14 protein-coding genes and 2 other RNA genes are annotated in these 17057 nt (G+C 67.2%); 10 read left to right on the top strand and 6 right to left on the bottom strand.

Annotated elements, in window-relative coordinates:
• Window positions 1-4: 4 nt before the first annotated feature.
• Window positions 5-484, top strand: coding sequence for a DUF3106 domain-containing protein (locus QRM89_RS18340; protein ID WP_285448666.1), 480 nt, complete (start codon window positions 5-7; stop codon window positions 482-484).
• 458 nt (window positions 485-942) lie between these two features.
• A non-coding RNA gene (locus QRM89_RS18335) (sX9 sRNA) lies at window positions 943-1017 on the top strand.
• Window positions 1018-1424: 407 nt separating this feature from the next.
• On the opposite strand, the gene QRM89_RS18330 is transcribed toward QRM89_RS18335, so the two are convergent.
• Window positions 1425-2084: a TetR/AcrR family transcriptional regulator gene (locus QRM89_RS18330; protein ID WP_285448665.1), complete on the bottom strand. Its 660-nt coding sequence runs from the start codon at window positions 2082-2084 to the stop codon at window positions 1425-1427.
• Window positions 2085-2225: 141 nt separating this feature from the next.
• Here QRM89_RS18330 and QRM89_RS18325 point away from each other — a divergent pair, with 141 nt between their 5' ends.
• Entirely contained in the window at window positions 2226-3089 is an 864-nt protein-coding gene (locus QRM89_RS18325) for an alpha/beta fold hydrolase (RefSeq protein ID WP_285448664.1), read from the top strand.
• 63 nt (window positions 3090-3152) lie between these two features.
• On the opposite strand, the gene QRM89_RS18320 is transcribed toward QRM89_RS18325, so the two are convergent.
• The 3 genes from QRM89_RS18320 to QRM89_RS18310 all read right to left on the bottom strand — a co-directional run bounded on the left by QRM89_RS18320 (window position 3153) and on the right by QRM89_RS18310 (window position 8072).
• Window positions 3153-3227: non-coding RNA, sX9 sRNA (locus QRM89_RS18320), on the bottom strand.
• Window positions 3228-3288: 61 nt separating this feature from the next.
• Window positions 3289-5637, bottom strand: coding sequence for a DUF1631 domain-containing protein (locus QRM89_RS18315; RefSeq protein WP_115004007.1), 2349 nt, complete (start codon window positions 5635-5637; stop codon window positions 3289-3291).
• A 221-nt stretch (window positions 5638-5858) separates the two neighbouring features.
• Entirely contained in the window at window positions 5859-8072 is a 2214-nt protein-coding gene (locus QRM89_RS18310) for a DUF1631 domain-containing protein (protein WP_285448663.1), read from the bottom strand.
• Between the two features lie 130 nt (window positions 8073-8202).
• Between QRM89_RS18310 and QRM89_RS18305 the strand changes: the two genes are divergently transcribed.
• Genes QRM89_RS18305 through QRM89_RS18290 form a run of 4 tightly spaced genes read left to right on the top strand, consistent with a single transcriptional unit; the run spans window position 8203 to window position 11093 of the window.
• Window positions 8203-8778 carry a nitroreductase gene (locus QRM89_RS18305; RefSeq protein ID WP_011036076.1) on the top strand — a complete coding sequence of 192 codons (576 nt, stop codon included), beginning with the start codon at window positions 8203-8205 and terminating at the stop codon, window positions 8776-8778.
• Complete coding sequence (locus QRM89_RS18300; protein WP_285448662.1) at window positions 8775-9773, top strand: 5'-3' exonuclease H3TH domain-containing protein; 999 nt, start codon at window positions 8775-8777, stop codon at window positions 9771-9773. The genes QRM89_RS18305 and QRM89_RS18300 overlap by 4 nt, the downstream gene beginning before the upstream one ends.
• Entirely contained in the window at window positions 9770-10321 is a 552-nt protein-coding gene (locus tag QRM89_RS18295; protein ID WP_012439149.1) for an NUDIX hydrolase, read from the top strand. Before QRM89_RS18300 ends, QRM89_RS18295 begins: the two co-directional genes overlap by 4 nt.
• Window positions 10302-11093: an N-formylglutamate amidohydrolase gene (locus QRM89_RS18290; protein WP_285448661.1), complete on the top strand. Its 792-nt coding sequence runs from the start codon at window positions 10302-10304 to the stop codon at window positions 11091-11093. Before QRM89_RS18295 ends, QRM89_RS18290 begins: the two co-directional genes overlap by 20 nt.
• Window positions 11094-11353: 260 nt before the next feature.
• Here the strand turns inward: QRM89_RS18290 and pip are convergent, their stop codons facing one another.
• Both pip and prmC read right to left on the bottom strand, forming a co-directional pair.
• Window positions 11354-12295, bottom strand: a complete 942-nt coding sequence (pip, locus tag QRM89_RS18285) for a prolyl aminopeptidase (RefSeq protein ID WP_115576576.1) — start codon at window positions 12293-12295, stop codon at window positions 11354-11356.
• A gap of 173 nt (window positions 12296-12468) precedes the next feature.
• Entirely contained in the window at window positions 12469-13320 is an 852-nt protein-coding gene (gene prmC, locus QRM89_RS18280; RefSeq protein WP_285448660.1) for a peptide chain release factor N(5)-glutamine methyltransferase, read from the bottom strand.
• Between the two features lie 199 nt (window positions 13321-13519).
• Here prmC and ahpC point away from each other — a divergent pair, with 199 nt between their 5' ends.
• The 3 genes from ahpC to QRM89_RS18265 all read left to right on the top strand — a co-directional run bounded on the left by ahpC (window position 13520) and on the right by QRM89_RS18265 (window position 16894).
• Window positions 13520-14083, top strand: a complete 564-nt coding sequence (ahpC, locus tag QRM89_RS18275; protein WP_011036070.1) for an alkyl hydroperoxide reductase subunit C — start codon at window positions 13520-13522, stop codon at window positions 14081-14083.
• Between the two features lie 189 nt (window positions 14084-14272).
• The gene (ahpF, locus tag QRM89_RS18270; RefSeq protein ID WP_076056427.1) at window positions 14273-15862 is read left to right on the top strand and encodes an alkyl hydroperoxide reductase subunit F; all 1590 of its coding nucleotides are present in this window, start codon (window positions 14273-14275) and stop codon (window positions 15860-15862) included.
• 90 nt (window positions 15863-15952) lie between these two features.
• Complete coding sequence (locus QRM89_RS18265) at window positions 15953-16894, top strand: LysR substrate-binding domain-containing protein (protein WP_011036068.1); 942 nt, start codon at window positions 15953-15955, stop codon at window positions 16892-16894.
• The last annotated feature ends 163 nt before the right edge of the window (window positions 16895-17057 follow it).

Here is a 17057-nt window from a genome sequence, read left to right as displayed (position 1 = left end):
CACGATGACCCGCACCACGCGCCTGCTGTTGACCCTGTTGCTGTGCGTCTCGCCTTGCGCGGCGCTGTGGGCACAGGACCGCCCACCCGGCCCGCCTTCGGGGCCGCCACCGCACGATGGGCCCGGCCCGCGCGGCGCCGAGATGCCGATGCCCGAATGGGACACGTTGAGCGCGCAGCAACGCCAGGTCTTGATCGACGCACTGCGCGAGCGCTGGAACGACGCGCCGGACGAGCGCCCACGCATGTTCCGGCACGCACGCCGCTGGCTGGACATGACCCCGGAACAACGCAAGCAGGCCAAGGCCGGGATGGACCGCTTCCGCAACATGAGCCCCGAGCAGCGCCGCGAGGCCAAGGCCCTGTTCGAGCGCATGCGCACGCTCAGCCCGCAACAGCGCAACGAACTGCAGCAGCGCTGGCAGAAAATGAGCCCGGCCGAGCGCAGCGCCTGGCTCCGCGCGCATCCGCCGGTCGATGATTGAGCGCATGCGCCGCGTTGGCGCGTGCGCGTAAGCGTTCGCTGGGCTGGCGGTATCGGAACCCGGAGACGCTGCACCTGCACCGTCCATCGCGAAGGCGTCCGGCCCGTCCTGCTGCAGCGTCATCGCCTCGCCAGGCAGAGCAACCGCAGCTAAGTACGCGCTGTGGATGCTCGATCCAAAGACGCGCATCGAGAGAATCGTCGTTGCCGCCCCATGTGCATCGCCTCTTGCCGCGCACGTTCGTGGCAAGTCGTGCTGCAAGAAACATCCGCAGAAAACGCTTCGCGCAATGCCTGCATGAGCACTGCGCCAACACGATCGGAAATCTGGCGAGCGAGCAGTCGCCACCTGCAGTGCGGTATCGCACTTAGCGTGTGCCGGCGGCCTATTGCATTAAGAGCAGCTATCAAAACGACTGCGCAGCCGCCAGACGGGCGCGGCCGGTGCTCGGAATCGGCATGTACCCGCGTACACTCCGGTTCCTCCGCGCCGTCCGCACCCACCTGACGGCTGCTCGATACGTTTTGTTAGCCGCTCTAAATCAAGTTGATCCCCGCGTTGCTCGCCTGGCGATCGCTGCGACATCGGCTGTCGTCAAACGACGCGACGAGCACGATCCCTGCGTCAAACATTGCATCCGCCGCGCGCAGCCTCCCACTCCGGTACTACCTTGCGACACACCACTCTCGCTAGCTGCCTGTGGTGACTCACTGCGACTGCCTATTTTTGCTGCTTGATGTTTGCTGATCGCTGTTTCTGATTGCTACCAGCTGCCTGCTACTTTTTGCCTGCTGTCCGCTGATCACCGCCTGCGCTTCCCAGCCGCTAATTGCCGGTTGCCGCCAACTATCAAGCACAGCGCCCAGGTGCAAGGCGACGCCCGATTGCTGCGTACGTCACTACGCCAGACTCGCCGCCATGAAGAACAGCCAGCCTGCAGTCAGGGTGCCAGCAGCGCCGGGATCAGCGGCGCGAAGATCAGCTCTGGCGGGAACAGCGGCACCGACTGCGCAGGGTGGTCGATCGCCAACGCGGCATACCCATGCGCCGCGCTCCAGGCCAGCAAGGTGCGCTGCTGCAGCAGCTCGGCCGGCGGGGGGCTGCCGTGCTGCGCACACCAGGCGGTCGACAAGGCATTGCGCAGGCAAGCGCGCGCCGCCTCGCTGGCCTGCGCCAGGCGCGGCAACGGATGTGCGCGCAGATCCAGACTGAGCATCAGCCGGAAATGCTGTGGAAATTCGATCGCAAAGCGGATGTAGCCCAGCCCGCAACCCATCACCGGGTCGCTCACGTCCTGCTGGGTGGCCACGATGCGCGCGACCATGCGCTCGTAGCCGTCGGCCACCATTTCCGCCACCAGGCCATTGAGCGAGCCGAAGTGGTGCGCCGGTGCGGCATGCGACACGCCGGCGCGGCGGGCGCAAGCGCGCAAGGTCAGCGCGCGGGCGCCAGACTCGGCCACGATCTCCCACGCGGCCCGACGCAGTGCAGCGGGCAGATCACCGTGGTGATACGTGCCGGGCGCGTCTGGCGGGGTGGTGATAGCGCTCACGGTGCGGTCCTCATGGGGCAATTCTCGTCTGGCGCGCGCATGTGGCATGCGTTTCTCTCGCGGCTCTCATCATGAGACCAGGGCAGTGAACCACTCAATCTTGACGGTGACAAGATGCAGCAGGCAGACTCGGCCATACCGACTTCTCGGCACCGCCTGGCTGGATGCCCTCCCTTCCGGACTTCTTACATGCGCCCGTCCCGTCCCCCCCTGCGTCTTCGCCTGCTCCGCACCGCCCTGGCCACCACCAGCCGGCTCGCACCCGGCCCCACCGGCCGCTATCTGGCCAAGCGTTTCGTGACGCCGTTGCCCGCAACGCGCCGCCATGCCGCTGCCGCGCTCGCCAGCCTGCCGGACACGGCCCGCCACACCCTGCGCATCGCCGACACGGACGTGACTGTCTATTGCTGGGGCGACCCGGCCGAGCATCCGTACGTGCTGCTCTCGCATGGCTGGTCCAGTTTCGGACTGCGCTTTGCCGCCTGGGTGCCGCGCCTGCAGGCGCTGGGGTATGCCGTGGTGGCCTTCGATCAGGCCGGCCACGGCGCCAGCAGCGGCCATCTCAGCAATTTCCCGCACTTTGTCGAGGTGCTGCGCCACATCGGCCGCCATTTCGGTCGGCCGGCGGCCTTCATCGGCCATTCGATGGGCGCCTCGTCGGTGGTGTTCGCCGATGAAGCCAGCTGGCGACCGGCGCGCTATGTGCTGATCGCGCCACTGCTCACCCCGGCCAAAAGCGCGGAACGCCAGTTTGCCGCCGCCGGCATCGCCGCACGCACGTTCGCACCGTTCGAACAGTGGCTGTCCGAGCTCACCGGCAAGCGCTTCGCCGACTTCGATGCCAGCGAACGTCTGCCGCACTTCGATCGCCCCGCGCTGATCATCCACGACCGCCGCGACCGCGAAACGCCGTGGGAAGAAGGTGCGCGCTTTGCAGCATTATGGCCGGGCGCGCAGCTGGTCAGTACCGAGGGCCTGGGCCACAACCGCATGGTCGATCACGCCTCGGTGATCGATCAGGCACTGCACTTCATCGGCCCGGCGTCTCGCTGAGGCCGGCAACAGGTCGCCGCGCATGCTGCACGGTCATGGCGACCGTGCGGGTGTGCGTAGAGCAGCGAACACAACGGCGCGAGTAATCGTCAGGTGGGTGCGAACGGCGCGGAGGAACCGGAGTGTCCGCCAGTACCTGAGGATTCCTAGCATCGGCCGCGCCCGCCTGGCGGCTGCGCAGTCGTTTTGATCGCTGCTCTTAGTGCACGGTGCCGTTGTTGAGCGGATCCAGGCGATCGATCACGCCCTGCATCGCGCTGTCGAACGCGCCGTCGTTGATGTGCTCGCGCAGCCGCCCCAGCCGCACCATTACCGCCAATTCTTCCGGAGAAGCGACGCAGAAGCGCACGCCACGCCGGTTGACGAACAGCAGCCGCGAGGAGATCGGGCTCACCCACGACAGCTTGCCCGCTTGCACCTTGCCGTCCTTGTCGACGAAATCCAGCCAGGTGCCGATGTCCATCGCGCGGAACCGCTCCGCATCGGCGCTGTCGATGCTCTGTGCCACGGCCTCCGCGCCCAGCACCACGCTGACGCTCTCGGCCGCCGGCGGTGGCAGGTTCACCTGCGGCAACTCCGGCAAGGCCTTTTCCAGCTCCGGCCGCGCCTCGGCAATGGCCTGCAAGGTGTCATGCAGCGCGGTGATCGCCACCACCACGGCATCGCCATGCAATCCCACGCTGGCAAACACGCGGTGCAACGCCGGCTGCCAGGCCTGTAGCCATGGCTTGCCGATGATGTGGCGGCGCGCCTCGGCCAGTTCCTCCAGCACGCCGTCCGCCATTGCCAGCGCCTCGACGGTTCCCGGACCTTCGTCGCCGTCGCGCAGGATCGCCATGGTCAGGTGATGCAGCCACGGCTGGCGCAGGAAATCTTCCACCGCCTTGGGCAATGGCGCGCCGGCCTGCACGCGCTGCTCCAGTTCCGACAGCGCGCGGGCGCGCGCCAGTTCCAGTTTTTCCTGGCCACGCTGGGTTTCGGTAGCGCGGCGTTCGGCAATTTCCACCCGGCGCCGGTGCTGCGACAGGAAGTCGCGGAATTCTTCTTCCAGGGTCAGGAAGATCGCCAGATTCTCGTTGAATTCGGCCACCAGGCGGTCGACGATTTCTTCGACCTTGCCCATCAGTACGCGCTCGGCAGCGCTGTCGCCGTTGTTGCCTTCGCAAGCCTCGGCCAGCGAATTGAGCAGGCGCCGCGCCGGATGGGTCTTCTGCACGAACATCTTGCGGTCCAGCAGCGCAACCTTGACGAAGGGCACCACCAGCCGGCCGATCATCTCGCGCGAGCGGTTTTCCAGGTCGCGCTCGTCCAGCATCACGTCGAACAGCATGCCGACCAGGTCGATCGCATCCTCGTCCATCGGATCCAGCTTTGCGGTGGCCGGGTCCACGCCCAGACGCGTGGCGCTGTTGAGCACTTCGTTTTTCAGACGCTGCGCAAGCGATTCATTGTCGTCACCGATCGCCGCCTGCAGCGTGGCACTCGGCGTGGCCTGCAGCAGCGACAGCACCGACATCATCTCGCGCTGGCTCAGCGGGCGTTGCTGCCCCACCGCCACGGATGCAGCGGATGCGGCGTTTTCACGCACGTTGCGGGTCTGCTGCAGCAGCTCGTGCAGCGCATCGAGCAGCATGCCCTGGCTGCCGCCCGGGTGATCGGCGTCGCCGTCTCCGCCCGCATGGCCATCGGCACTGCCGCGCTGCGCGGCCGCCTGCATGCGCCCGCGGCTATGCGCCCAGCGATCCAGAAACCGGTTGGCCCAGGCCGGCGCGTACTGCTCGTTGGGGTCTTCGCCAGCGGCCTCGCCATCAAACCCCTGGCCGTCGGCGGCGCTGCGTTCGCCCTGCGCCTGATCGCGCGGCTGCATGCGCGGCGGCGCACGCTTGGGCTGGGAAATCTCGGGCATCACCCCGGCCTTGGCCAGGGTCTCGTCCAGGCGGGCGTAGAGCTTGCCGATCGGCTCGGCCAGGTCGCGCTCGCACAGTTTGATCAGCACCAAGCGCACTTCCGGCGCCAGGTCGCAGGTGGCAAAGGCTTCGTGGATGGCTACGCCCAGATGCTCGGGGCCCACCGGGTTGGTATCGGCCACCAGCTCCAGGCCGCCAGCGATCCAGCCCAGGCGACGATCGATGCGCGCCAGCACCTGCTTGAAATCCCGCAGCAGCACGGTGGCCAGGTTGCGCACCGCCAGCCGCGATTCCAGCACGTGCTCGGGCACCAGGCTCAGCGGGCCGGTGCCCATGTCGCCGGCCAGCACCACCTCCGCCGACAGCGGCGTGCCTTGCAGCAAGGCCTGCCAACCGGCCTCGAGCTGCTGGCGGAATTGTGCGCAGACCTCGTCGCGCTTGCGGCGCAGTTCGCGCATGCCATCGAGAAACAGCAACTGTGACGCGCCCGCGGATTCGGCGCGGTCGAACAGGACATCATCGAAATGTGCCACTGCAGCTGCAAATACCTGCGCGATCGGCGGCACGAAGACAGCGTGCGCCTGATCGAGCAAGCGTTGGTCACGGCCCGGGTGTCCCGACGGACTGGGCTGGAAGGTCATGCGCAAAGGCTCCCCGCCTTTGCAGGCGTGAAAATTCTCGAACGAGGAAAAACAGACGCGGCCCCAAATTCCGCCCTCGCATGGTAGGCGGTTCGTATGCGCGATAAATGTGACGAAGTTCTCACTTTACTCGTGACCGCCCTGGGTTTGCATGGCAGTCGGACATCGTAGCCCCTGCACTGCAGTGGAGCTTGCCAGAATCGGCCGGGCGGCGGCCAAGGTTAAGCATGCGCGGCGCCGGAACCGTCCAGGCGGTCCACCACCCCTTGCATCGCGCTGTAGAAGGCATCGTCCTCGCGGTGCAGGCGCAGCCGGTCCAGCCAGACCATCATGGCCAGTTCTTCGGGCGAGGACACGCACAAGCGCCCGCCACGGCGGTTGACGAACATCAGCCGCCCGGAGATCGGGCTGATCCAGGACAGCTTGCCCGGCTGTACACGCCCGGCGCGGTCGATGAAGTCCAGGCAGGTTCCCAGCGGCAACCTGCGGAAGTAATCGGCGGTGACGCGGTCAAATTCCACCTCGGCGGAGGCGTCCAGCATCGGGGTCAGCGGCTCGGCCACCGCATCGGCGGGGCTGGCGCCGACCCGCAAGGTCGCCAGGATCGGCGCGGCCGCGCCCTGCCCGGCCACCAGCGCGTGCTGCAGTTCCTGCAGCGCCTGCTCGGCTTCGCGCTGGGCCAGCCCGGCCTGGGCAAACGCCTGCAGCAGTGCCGCGCGGTACGGCTCCAGCGCTTCGCCGCCGCCGGCCTGGCTCAGCTGCGCCAGCACCGCGTCGCCGAGCGCCAGCGCCTCTTCGAGCAGCGGGCCGGCGCCATCGCCGCGCAACGCCCCCTGCTGCACCGCCGGGTGCCAGACGCGGCTGAGAAAATGTTCCACCACCGGCGGCAGCGCGCCACGCGCCAGCCGCTCAGCCAACGCCTGTGCGGCGACGCCGCGCGCACGCTCGCGGCGTTCTTCGGCGCGCTGCAGTTCGTTGGCACGGCGCTCGGCGATTTCCACCCGGCGCCGGTATTGCTCGTAGCTGGCGCCGAACTCGGCCTCCAGCGACAGAAACACTGCCGGGTGCTCGTCGAAATCGCGCACCACCTCGTCCACCGCGGCCTGCACCTGCGCCAGCAACGCCTGCTCGGCCGAGGTTTCGCCACCGTTGCCGTCGCAGGCCTCCACCAACAGGTTGAGCAGGCGCCGCGCCGGGTGGCCATCGCGCACGAACAGGCGGCCGTCGAGCATGGCCATCTTGGCCATCGGCACCATCAGATGCCCCAGCAAGGCGCGCTGCCAGTCGGACAGATGGCTCTGCACCAGGATCGCTTCGAACAACAGCGCCACCAGGTCCAGCGCGTCTTCGTCGTCGGGATTGAGCCGGGCGGTGGCCGGGTCCACGCCCAACGACGACGCCGCACGCATCACTTGTTGGCGCAGCCCGCGCGCCAGACCCAGCTGCAGCCCGTCGATGGCCTCGAAGCCGGCCTTGGGCATGGTCTGCAGCAATGACAGGGCCGAGACCACTTCGCGCGGCGACAGCAACCGTTGCTCGGTGGAGACAGTTGCCTGGCTAGGCTCACGTTGCCGGCGCGCATGCTGCAGCAACTGATGCAGCCCGGCCGGCAGCACGTCGCGGCCGGTGCGCAGATGCACGTCGATGACCTCCACTCCGACCAGCGCACTCTGGCCGCCGGACCAGTCGGCGAAGAAGCGTGCGATCCAGTCCGGCGCATCGCCGCTGTCTTCGCCCTCTGTCTCGCCCTGGCGCGGAATTCCGCGCCGGCGGCTGCGTGCGTGTGGCAGGTCGCGCAGGCGCGCCACCTGTGCCAGCGCCTGTTCGAGTTCGCCGTAGCGTGTGCCGACGCGGTCCATCAACTGCTGCTCGCACAGTTTGATCACCGCCAGATGCACCTTCGGCGCCATGGTCACGCCCTGAAAGGCTTCGTACAGCGCCACGCCCAGGTGCTCGGGGCCAAACGGATTGCTGTCGCCGTCGATGCGCAGCCCGCCGGCAATGAAGCCCAGGTAGCGGTTGAGCCGCATCAGCTCCGGGCGCCACTGGTGTTGCAGGGCGCCCGCCAGGTTGCGCACCGCCAGGCGCACCTCCAGGTCCTGTTCGGGCAGCAGGCTCAGGCCCGCGCCGCCGCGCGCCAGGGTGCGGTCGGCCGACAGCGGGCGCCCGGATTCCAGACCTTGCCAGGCCTGCGCCAGATGCCCACGGAAGCGCGCGGTGATCGGCTCACGTTGCTGGCGCAACGCCTTGATCGCTTCCATGAAATCGTTCTGCGCCGGGCCGGCATCGGCCGCCAGCCGGAACAGCGACTCGGCCAGTACGTCCTGCACGTCCAGGAAGGCGTCAGCCAGCGGCACGAGCACCACCTCGCGCACCTGGTCCAACAGTTGCGGGTTGCGGCTGGGAAGCGCATCGGTGGGCAGGAACTGGGTCATCGGACGACGCGAAGGGCACGCATGAAGAAGGATCTGCCATGGCAGGCGGACAGCGCCCGGCCGGCCATGGTGCAACGGGCGTTGGGAAGGGCCCGTCTATAATCGAGCACCCCCGCCCTGATCCGGAATTATGCACGCACCGTATTCGCTCCAGGCGCTGGACGCCCGCCGCTCGGTTCCCTCCAAACAACTCGGCGAGCCCGGCCCGGACGAGGCCACCTTGTTACGCATGCTCACCTCGGCGGTGCGCGTGCCCGACCACGGCAAGCTGGTGCCGTTCCGCTTCCTGCGCATCGCCGGCGATGCACGGCAGGCGCTGGGCGAATTCCTGGCCGAACGCACCCTGGCAGGCGATCCGCTGACGCCGCCAGCGGCCGTGCAAAAGGACCGCGAACGCTTCAGCCAGGCGCCGCTGGTAATTACGGTTATCGCCACGCTGCAGCCGGAGCACAAGGTGCCCGAGCAGGAACAGTTGATGACCGCAGGCTGCGTCTGCTTTGCGCTGCTGCAGGCCGCGCAGGCGCATGGCTTCGGTGCGCAATGGCTGACCGCCTGGATGGCCTACGACCCGGCGGTAGCCGGGTACCTGGGGTTGGGCGAACACGAGCGCGTGGTCGGCTTCATCCACATCGGCACACCGCGCATGCAGGTGCCCGAGCGCGAGCGCCCCGACCCGCGCGCGCTGCTGCGCGACTGGACGCCGTGACCACGCCCGCGCCCCCGCTTGCCACCGCGCCGCTTGCCGCGGCGCTGCAGACGCCGCGCCCGGTACCGCTGTATCTGGTTGATGCCAGCCTGTACGTGTTCCGCGCCTGGCATTCGATCCCGGACGAGTTCCAGGACGCGCAGGGCTGGCCCACCAACGCGGTGCATGGCTTTGCCCGCTTCCTGCTGGATCTGCTCGAACGCGAGCGCCCGCAGCACATCACCATCGCGTTCGACGAAGCGCTGGACAGTTGTTTCCGGCATGCGATCTACCCTGCTTACAAGGGCAACCGCGAGCCCGCGCCGGACGCACTGCGTCGCCAGTTCGCGCATTGCAAGGCACTGTGCGCGGCATTGGGGCTGAGCGTGCTGGCCCATCGCGAATACGAAGCCGACGACTTGATTGGCAGCGCGCTGCACAGCGCGCGTGCACAGGGCCTGCGCGGCATCATCGTCTCGGCCGACAAGGATTTGTCGCAGCTGTTGTTCGAACATGACGAACAGTGGGACTACGCGCGCAATGTGCGCTGGGGCATGGACGGGGTGAAGGCACGCCATGGCGTGCACGCGCACCAGATGGCCGACTACCTGGCGCTGTGCGGCGATGCGATCGACAACATCCCCGGCATCACCGGCATCGGCGCCAAGTCCGCAGCGGTGCTGCTGGCGCACTTCGGCAGCCTGGATGCCCTGCTCGAACGGCTGGACGAGTTACCGTTCCTGCGCTTGCGCGGCGCCGCGCAAATGGCGCTGCGGTTGCGCGAACAGCGCGAGCACGCCTTGCTGTGGCGTCAGCTCACCACTATCGCGCTCGATGCGCCGCTGGAACTCACCGAGTCCGGCTTCACGCGCACGCCCGCCGATACCGACATGCTGACCGGCCTGTGCGACAGCCTGCGCTTTGGCCCGCTCACGCGCCGGCGCCTGCTGGCCGCCAGTGGCGGCGCCGTGCTGCCGCCACCTCCCGCTTCCCTGTCCCAAGGTCCCTTCCCATGAATCGACACGACACTCCGCCCACCGTGGTCTACGAAGGCAAGTACCAGCGCATGGTGGTGCGCGGCACCTGGGAATATTCCGAGCGCGTACATGCCGGCGGGCTGGCCGCGATCATCGTGGCAGTGACGCCGGACGATGCAATGCTGTTCGTCGAACAATTCCGCGTGCCGTTGCAGGCGCGCACCATCGAAATGCCCGCCGGGCTGGTGGGCGATATCCATGCCGACGAATCCATCGAGCTATCGGCGATCCGCGAGCTGGAAGAAGAAACCGGCTGGACCGCCGACCATGCCGAAGTGCTGATGATCGGGCCGACCTCGGCCGGCGCCAGCAGCGAGAAGATCGCCTTCGTGCGCGCCACCGGCTTGCGCAAGGTCGGCGCAGGCGGCGGCGATGCCAGCGAAGACATCACCGTGCATGAAATCCCGCGCGCGCAGGTGGGCGCGTGGCTGGTGCAGAAGATGGCCGAGGGCTACCAGATGGATCCGAAGTTGTGGGCCGGCCTGTACCTGGTCGACCACGCACTGGATGGCACGCCGCGTGGTTGAGGTGGCCGCCCCGCTGCTCGGCACGGATGACCCCGCGCCGTTCACGGTGCACAACGCACAAGGCGCATCGCCGTGGTTGTTGATCGCCGATCACGCCGGGCAACGCGTGCCGGCGCGCTTGCACAAGCTCGGCCTGCCGCAGCACGAACTCGACCGGCATATCGGCTGGGACATCGGCATTGCCGAGGTCACGCGCCGGTTGGCCGAGCAGCTGGATGCGTTTGCGATCAGCCAGACCTATTCGCGGCTGGTGATCGACTGCAACCGCCCGCACACTGCCGCCAGCCTGATGCCGGAGGTCAGCGACAGCACGCCGATTCCCGGCAATGCCGGGCTGACCGCCAGCGCGCGCCAGCAACGTATCGACGCCATCTTTGCGCCGTACCACGCGCGCATTGCCGCCGAACTGGACGCACGCGCAGCACGCGCCCAGCCGACGCTGCTGGTCTCGATGCACAGCTTCACCCCGGCGATGGCCGGGATCGCACGGCCCTGGCATGCGGGCGTGCTGTACAACCGCGACACGCGCCTGGCGCATCGGCTGCTGCAGGCTTTGCGCGCGGAACCTGATCTGGTGGTGGGCGACAACCAGCCGTATGCGGTGAGCGATGCCACCGACTACGCGATCCCGGTGTACGGCGAAGGCCGCGGCCTGCCGCATGTGGAGCTGGAAATCCGCCAGGACCTGATCAGCGACGCCGCCGGCCAGGCCGCCTGGGCACAGCGGCTGGCGCGGCTGTTGCCGCCGCTGGCGGAGGGTTTGCTGGGCTAAGTACCGCGCTGGTTTGTTGAGCTCATTTGTTGAGCGAAATGCCGCGATGGTTTGCCGGGCTGAAAGCGACGTAGGAGCGCGCTTGCGCGCGATGGGGCGTTATCGGTAACGCTTCATCGCGCGCAAGCGCGCTCCTACGTAAGTTGGTCGTTGCATTGGCGCATTGCATCGCATTGCATTGGCGCGTTGCATTCTGCAACGCAGCTACTGCTGCAACTTGGCCAGCGGCCGGATATACCGGCCGCTCACCGCGCGCCTTCTCAGGCGAAGCTGTCGGTCGCACGCACCAGCGCGTCCACAGTCTCCGGCTCGAAGGCCGAGTGCCCGGCCGCCGGGCTGATCTTCAACTCGGCCTTCGGCCACGCCTTGTGCAGCTCCCACGCGCTCTGCATCGGGCACACCACGTCGTAGCGCCCCTGCACGATCACGCCGGGAATATCGGCGATGCGGTGCGCGTCGCGCAGCAGCTTGTCTTCGGCATCGAAGAAGCCGCCGTTGACGAAGTAGTGGTTCTCGATACGTGCGAAGGCCAGCGCGAAATGCGCGTCCTCATGCCCGGTGACGAAATCCTCGTCCACATGCAGGAAGCTGGTGGCGCCTTCCCACACGCTCCACGCCTTGGCGGCGGCCAGGCGGGTGGCTTCATCGGTGCTGGTGAGGCGGCGATGGAAGGCGGAGATCAGGTCGTGCCGTTCCTCTGCGGGAATCGCGGCGATGTAGTGCTCCCACGCATCCGGGAACAGCCGGCTCGCGCCTTCCTGGTAGAACCACTCCAGCTCCCAGCGGCGCAGTAGGAAGATGCCGCGCAGCACCAGCTCGGTGACCTGCTGCGGATGGGTCTGCGCGTACGTCAGCGCCAGGGTCGAGCCCCAGCTGCCGCCAAACACCTGCCAGCGCTCGATCCCCAGATGCGCACGCAGCCGTTCGATGTCGGCGACCAGATCCCAGGTGGTGTTGTCGGTGAGATCGGCATGCGGCGTGGAGCGGCCGGCGCCACGCTGGTCGAACAACACGATGCGGTACTTGGCCGGGTCATGGAACCGCCGCATCTTGGTATTGCAGCCGCCGCCCGGGCCGCCATGCAGCATCACCACCGGCTTGCCCTGCGGGTTACCGCATTGTTCGAAGTAGAGGGTGTGGCGGTCGTCGACCTGGAGGGTGCCCTGGTCGAAGGGCGTGATCTCGGGATAGAGCGTGCGCATGCGTCGGTCCTGCGGGAAAGGCCGCATTGTATCGGCTGCCGCCAGAGGCACGCCGCGCGGCGATGCGCAGGGACATGGCGCTGCGCGCAGGCACACAGCCTTGTGTGGAATCCGTCCTTCAGGCAGTTGCTTGCTGGACAGTCCAGACCGAACCGCTGCCGCATGCGCCGGGATCACCCCGCAGCCTGCGGCCACTGCCCCAGCGTGACGCGGTCGCGCTGCTCCAGGTCCTGGTGGCTCGCCACCGCCGCAAATCCACGCGCGGACAATAGCGCTGCCACCGCCTCGCCCTGGTCCCAGCCGTGCTCAAGCAGCAGCCAGCCGCCTGCCAGTAGATGGGCCGGCGCGTCGGCCACGATCAGACGGATGTCATCCAGGCCGTCGCTGCCGGAGGCCAGCGCGCTCGCGGGCTCGTAGCGCAGATCGCCCTGCTGCAGATGCGGGTCCGCAGCGGCGATGTAGGGCGGATTGCTGGCGATCAGATCGAACCGCTCGCCGGCCAGCGGTTGCAGCCAGTGGCCCAGGCGGCACTCCACGTTGTGCAGCCCATGCGCGTGCGCGTTGTGCCGGGCAATGGCCAGGGCGTCGGCACTGGCATCGGTGGCGACCAACTGCGCGTGCGGCCGCTCGCTGGCAATCGCCAGCGCAATCGCGCCGCTGCCGGTGCCCAGATCGGCCACCCGGACGCCGGCAGTCAGCTCCAGGCGTTCCAGCGCCAGCTCCACCAGCGTTTCGGTATCGGCGCGCGGGATCAGCGTGGCGGTGGAGACCGCCAGGTCCAGGGTCCAGAACCCGCGCGAGCCGGTCAGGTAGGCCACCGGCTCTCCCTGCTGCCTTCGCTCCACCAGCGCGCCGAAGCGCTGCGCCTGCTCAGCCGGCACCGGATCGCGCCCATGCGCGAACAACCAGGCGCGGTCGCGCCCAAGCGCATGCAGCAGCAAGGGCTCGGCGTCGCTGCGCGCAATGCGGGTGGCGGCCTCACGCAGCAGCTGTTCGGCGGACATGACGGCGGGAGCCTCAGACATGCAGCAACTTCACTTGTGCGAAACATCGGCCGACCATTATCGGGGATGGCCGCAGGTGCGCACGCCAGAGCCAGCCTGGCGTTTTGATAGCCGCAGACTATCTATGTAATTCCATCAATCGATTTGAGATATCTATTGATCCTGCCTACCATGGCGCCTGTTCCGTCCCCCAACCCCTTTCACCGCAAGAGGAAACTCAATGTCTCTCATCAACACCCAGGTCCAGCCCTTCAAGGCGAACGCGTACCACAACGGCAACTTCATTGAGGTCACCGAAGCAAGCCTGAAGGGCAAGTGGTCGGTGCTGATCTTCATGCCGGCCGCCTTCACCTTCAACTGCCCGACCGAAGTGGAAGACGCCGCTGACAACTACGCCGCGTTCCAGAAGGCCGGCGCCGAGGTGTACATCGTCACCACCGACACGCACTTCTCGCACAAGGTGTGGCACGAAACCTCCCCGGCCGTGGGCAAGGCGCAGTTCCCGCTGATCGGCGATCCGGCCCACAAGCTGACCCGCGCGTTCGGCGTGCACATTGAGGAAGAAGGCCTTGCCCTGCGCGGCACCTTCATCATCAACCCGGAAGGCGTGATCAAGACCCTGGAAATCCACGACAACTCCATCGCCCGCGACGTCACCGAGACGCTGCGCAAGCTGACCGCGGCACAGTTCGTGGCCAACAATCCTGGCCAGGTCTGCCCGGCCAAGTGGAAGGAAGGCGCCAAGACCTTGGCTCCGTCGCTGGACCTGGTCGGCAAGATCTAAGCCGCCTCACATCCCTGGCCCGGTTTCCGGGCCGGGGGTGAACCGGAGCCGGTGCCGGGCTGCCCGCCAGCCACCGCCAGCACGCACCCCGCCTTCGCGCCGGCTGCGGTTCATCCCCTTCCTCCCCAGGCGACCTGCGCATGCGCAGCGACGCCCTGCCCTCCCCTTGCCCATTCCCAGGAGTTTTCCATGTTGGATGCCAACCTCAAGACCCAGCTGACCGCCTACCTGGAACGGGTCACGCGGCCGATCCAGATCCATGCCTCGATCGACGACACCCCCAAGGCGCGCGAGATGCTCGAGCTGCTCGAGGATCTGGTGCTGCTCTCGGACAAGATCAGCCTGGACGTGCACCGCGACGACAATCAGCGCAAGCCCTCGTTCGCGCTGACCACGCCGGGCCAGGACATTTCGGTGCGCTTTGCCGGCCTGCCGATGGGGCACGAATTCACCTCGCTGGTGCTGGCGCTGCTGCAGGTCGGCGGCCACCCTTCCAAGGCCACTGCCGAGCTGATCGAGCAGGTGCAGCATCTGGATGGCGACTACCAGTTCGAAACCTATTTCTCGCTGTCGTGCCAGAACTGCCCGGACGTGGTGCAGGCGCTGAACCTGGCCGCGGTGCTGAACCCGCGCATCAAGCACGTGGCCATCGATGGCGCGCTGTTCCAGGACGAGGTGGAAACCCGCCAGATCATGTCGGTGCCCACCGTGTACTTGAACGGTGAACTGTTCGACCAGGGCCGCATGACGCTGGAGCAGATCGTCGCCAAGCTCGACACCAATGCAGCCAAGCGCGATGCCGCCAAGATCGCCGCCAAGGACGCCTTCGACGTGTTGGTGGTCGGCGGTGGCCCGGCCGGCTCGGCAGCAGCGGTCTATGCCGCACGCAAGGGCATCCGCACCGGCGTGGCTGCAGAGCGTTTCGGTGGTCAGGTACTGGACACGATGTCGATCGAAAACTTCATCTCGGTGCCGGAAACCGAAGGCCCGAAGATGGCTGCCGCGCTTGAGCAGCACGTGCGCCAGTACGACGTGGACATCATGAATCTGCAGCGTGCCGAGCAGCTGATCCCGGCCGGTGCCGATGGCCTGGTCGAAATCAAGCTAGCCAATGGCGCATCGCTCAAGAGCAAGACCGTGATCCTGTCCACCGGCGCGCGCTGGAGGCAGATGAATGTGCCGGGCGAAGACCAGTACAAGAACAAGGGCGTGGCCTACTGCCCGCATTGCGATGGCCCGCTGTTCAAGGGCAAGCGCGTGGCGGTGATCGGTGGCGGCAATTCAGGCGTGGAAGCGGCGATCGATCTGGCCGGCATCGTGGCGCATGTCACGTTGGTGGAATTCGACGACAAGCTGCGCGCCGACGAAGTGCTGCAGCGCAAGCTGCGCAGCCTGCACAACGTGCGCATCATCACCAGCGCGCAGACCACCGAAGTGCTGGGCGATGGTCAGAAGGTCACCGGCCTGGTCTACAAGGACCGCACCGGCGGCGATACGCAGCACATCGACCTGGAAGGTGTGTTCGTGCAGATCGGCCTGCTGCCCAACACCGAGTTCCTGCGTGGCACGGTGGAGTTGTCCCCGCGCGGCGAGATCATCGTCGACGACCGCGGCCAGACCAATGTGCCGGGCGTGTTCGCGGCCGGCGATGCGACCACGGTGCCGTACAAGCAGATCGTGATCGCGATGGGCGAAGGTTCCAAGGCTGCACTGAGCGCGTTCGATTACCTGATTCGCTCCAGCGCACCGGTCAGCGCCGACGTGGCCCAGGCTGCGTAAGCGTGAGCTCAGCCAGCGCCCGGCCCGCCCGGGCGCTAAGCTGCGGTTGGTCCAGTCCGTTCCACGTCACAGCCACGAGGGCTGCTGCACATGAATCTGCGTGACCTGAAATACCTGGTAGCCCTGGCCGACCACAAGCACTTTGGCCGTGCCGCCACCGCCTGTTTCGTGAGCCAGCCCACCTTGTCCACCCAGATCAAGAAGCTGGAAGACGAGCTCGGTGTGCCGCTGGTCGAACGCGCGCCGCGCAAGGTGATGCTCACCCCGGCAGGCCGCGAAGCCGCCATGCGCGCGCGCAGCATCGTGGCCGAAGTGGAACAGATGAAGGAAGCCGCCCGCCGCAGCCAGGACCCGGAAGCGGGCACCGTGCGCCTGGGCATCTTCCCCACCCTGGCGCCGTATCTGCTGCCGCATGTGGTGCCACGCATCCGCGAGCGTTTTCCGCGCCTGGAGCTGCTGTTGATCGAAGAAAAAAGCGACCAGCTCATCCACCAGTTGCGCGAAGGCCGTATGGACGCCGCACTGCTGGCCCTGCCCCTGCAGGACGAGCAATTGCATGCCGAATTCCTGTTCGAAGAACCCTTCGTGCTGGCGGTGCCGGAAGGCCACCCGCTGTCACGGCACGACAGCATGACGCTGGACGATCTCTCCGAGCAGCGCCTGTTGCTGCTCGAAGACGGCCACTGCCTGCGCGAACAGGCGCTGGACGTGTGCCATCTTGCCGGCGCGCTGGAAAAGTCCGAATTCCAGGCCACCAGCCTGGAAACCCTGCGCCAGATGGTGGCGGCCAATGTCGGCGTCACCCTGCTGCCGATGCTGGCGGTCAAGCCGCCGGTGGCACGCTCGGAAAACATCCGCCTGATCCGCTTCCGCGAAGACAAGCAGCCCAACCGGCGCATCGCCATGGCGTGGCGGCGCAGCTCGGCAATGACGGCGTTCCTGGAGCAGCTTTCGCAGATCTTCAAGGAATTGCCGGACAGCCTGTTTACGCTGGACCAGCCGGCAAGCGGCCCGAAAGCTGTCGCCGCCTGAAGGCCGCGCACTGCCGCGGTCGCTTCACAACGCAATCTTGTCGACAATGGACGAAGGCGGCACGCAGGTCGCCTTTTGCTTGTCCACTCTTTACCGCTGATGCCGGCGCCTACTGGCAACGCGTGACCGGTGCGATGTGCCCGCCTGCATTGTGGTCACGCCG

The sequence above is a fragment of the Xanthomonas sp. LMC-A-07 genome (assembly GCF_030208825.1).
GTDB classification, from domain to species: domain Bacteria; phylum Pseudomonadota; class Gammaproteobacteria; order Xanthomonadales; family Xanthomonadaceae; genus Xanthomonas; species Xanthomonas campestris.
The sequence above is the reverse complement of the archived record's forward strand: the minus strand, read 5'-3'. Positions and strand labels throughout refer to the sequence as shown.

Coding starts and splice junctions, on each gene's coding strand:
- QRM89_RS18295 (WP_012439149.1), top strand. CDS start 9,770: ATGAATCGACACGACACTCCGCCCACCGTGGTCTACGAAGGCAAGTAC.
- QRM89_RS18340 (WP_285448666.1), top strand. CDS start 5: ATGACCCGCACCACGCGCCTGCTGTTGACCCTGTTGCTGTGCGTCTCG.
- ahpF (WP_076056427.1), top strand. CDS start 14,273: ATGTTGGATGCCAACCTCAAGACCCAGCTGACCGCCTACCTGGAACGG.
- QRM89_RS18265 (WP_011036068.1), top strand. CDS start 15,953: ATGAATCTGCGTGACCTGAAATACCTGGTAGCCCTGGCCGACCACAAG.
- QRM89_RS18310 (WP_285448663.1), bottom strand. CDS start 8,072: ATGACCCAGTTCCTGCCCACCGATGCGCTTCCCAGCCGCAACCCGCAA.
- QRM89_RS18325 (WP_285448664.1), top strand. CDS start 2,226: ATGCGCCCGTCCCGTCCCCCCCTGCGTCTTCGCCTGCTCCGCACCGCC.
- QRM89_RS18305 (WP_011036076.1), top strand. CDS start 8,203: ATGCACGCACCGTATTCGCTCCAGGCGCTGGACGCCCGCCGCTCGGTT.
- ahpC (WP_011036070.1), top strand. CDS start 13,520: ATGTCTCTCATCAACACCCAGGTCCAGCCCTTCAAGGCGAACGCGTAC.
- prmC (WP_285448660.1), bottom strand. CDS start 13,320: ATGTCTGAGGCTCCCGCCGTCATGTCCGCCGAACAGCTGCTGCGTGAG.
- QRM89_RS18315 (WP_115004007.1), bottom strand. CDS start 5,637: ATGACCTTCCAGCCCAGTCCGTCGGGACACCCGGGCCGTGACCAACGC.
- pip (WP_115576576.1), bottom strand. CDS start 12,295: ATGCGCACGCTCTATCCCGAGATCACGCCCTTCGACCAGGGCACCCTC.
- QRM89_RS18330 (WP_285448665.1), bottom strand. CDS start 2,084: ATGCCACATGCGCGCGCCAGACGAGAATTGCCCCATGAGGACCGCACC.
- QRM89_RS18290 (WP_285448661.1), top strand. CDS start 10,302: ATGGCACGCCGCGTGGTTGAGGTGGCCGCCCCGCTGCTCGGCACGGAT.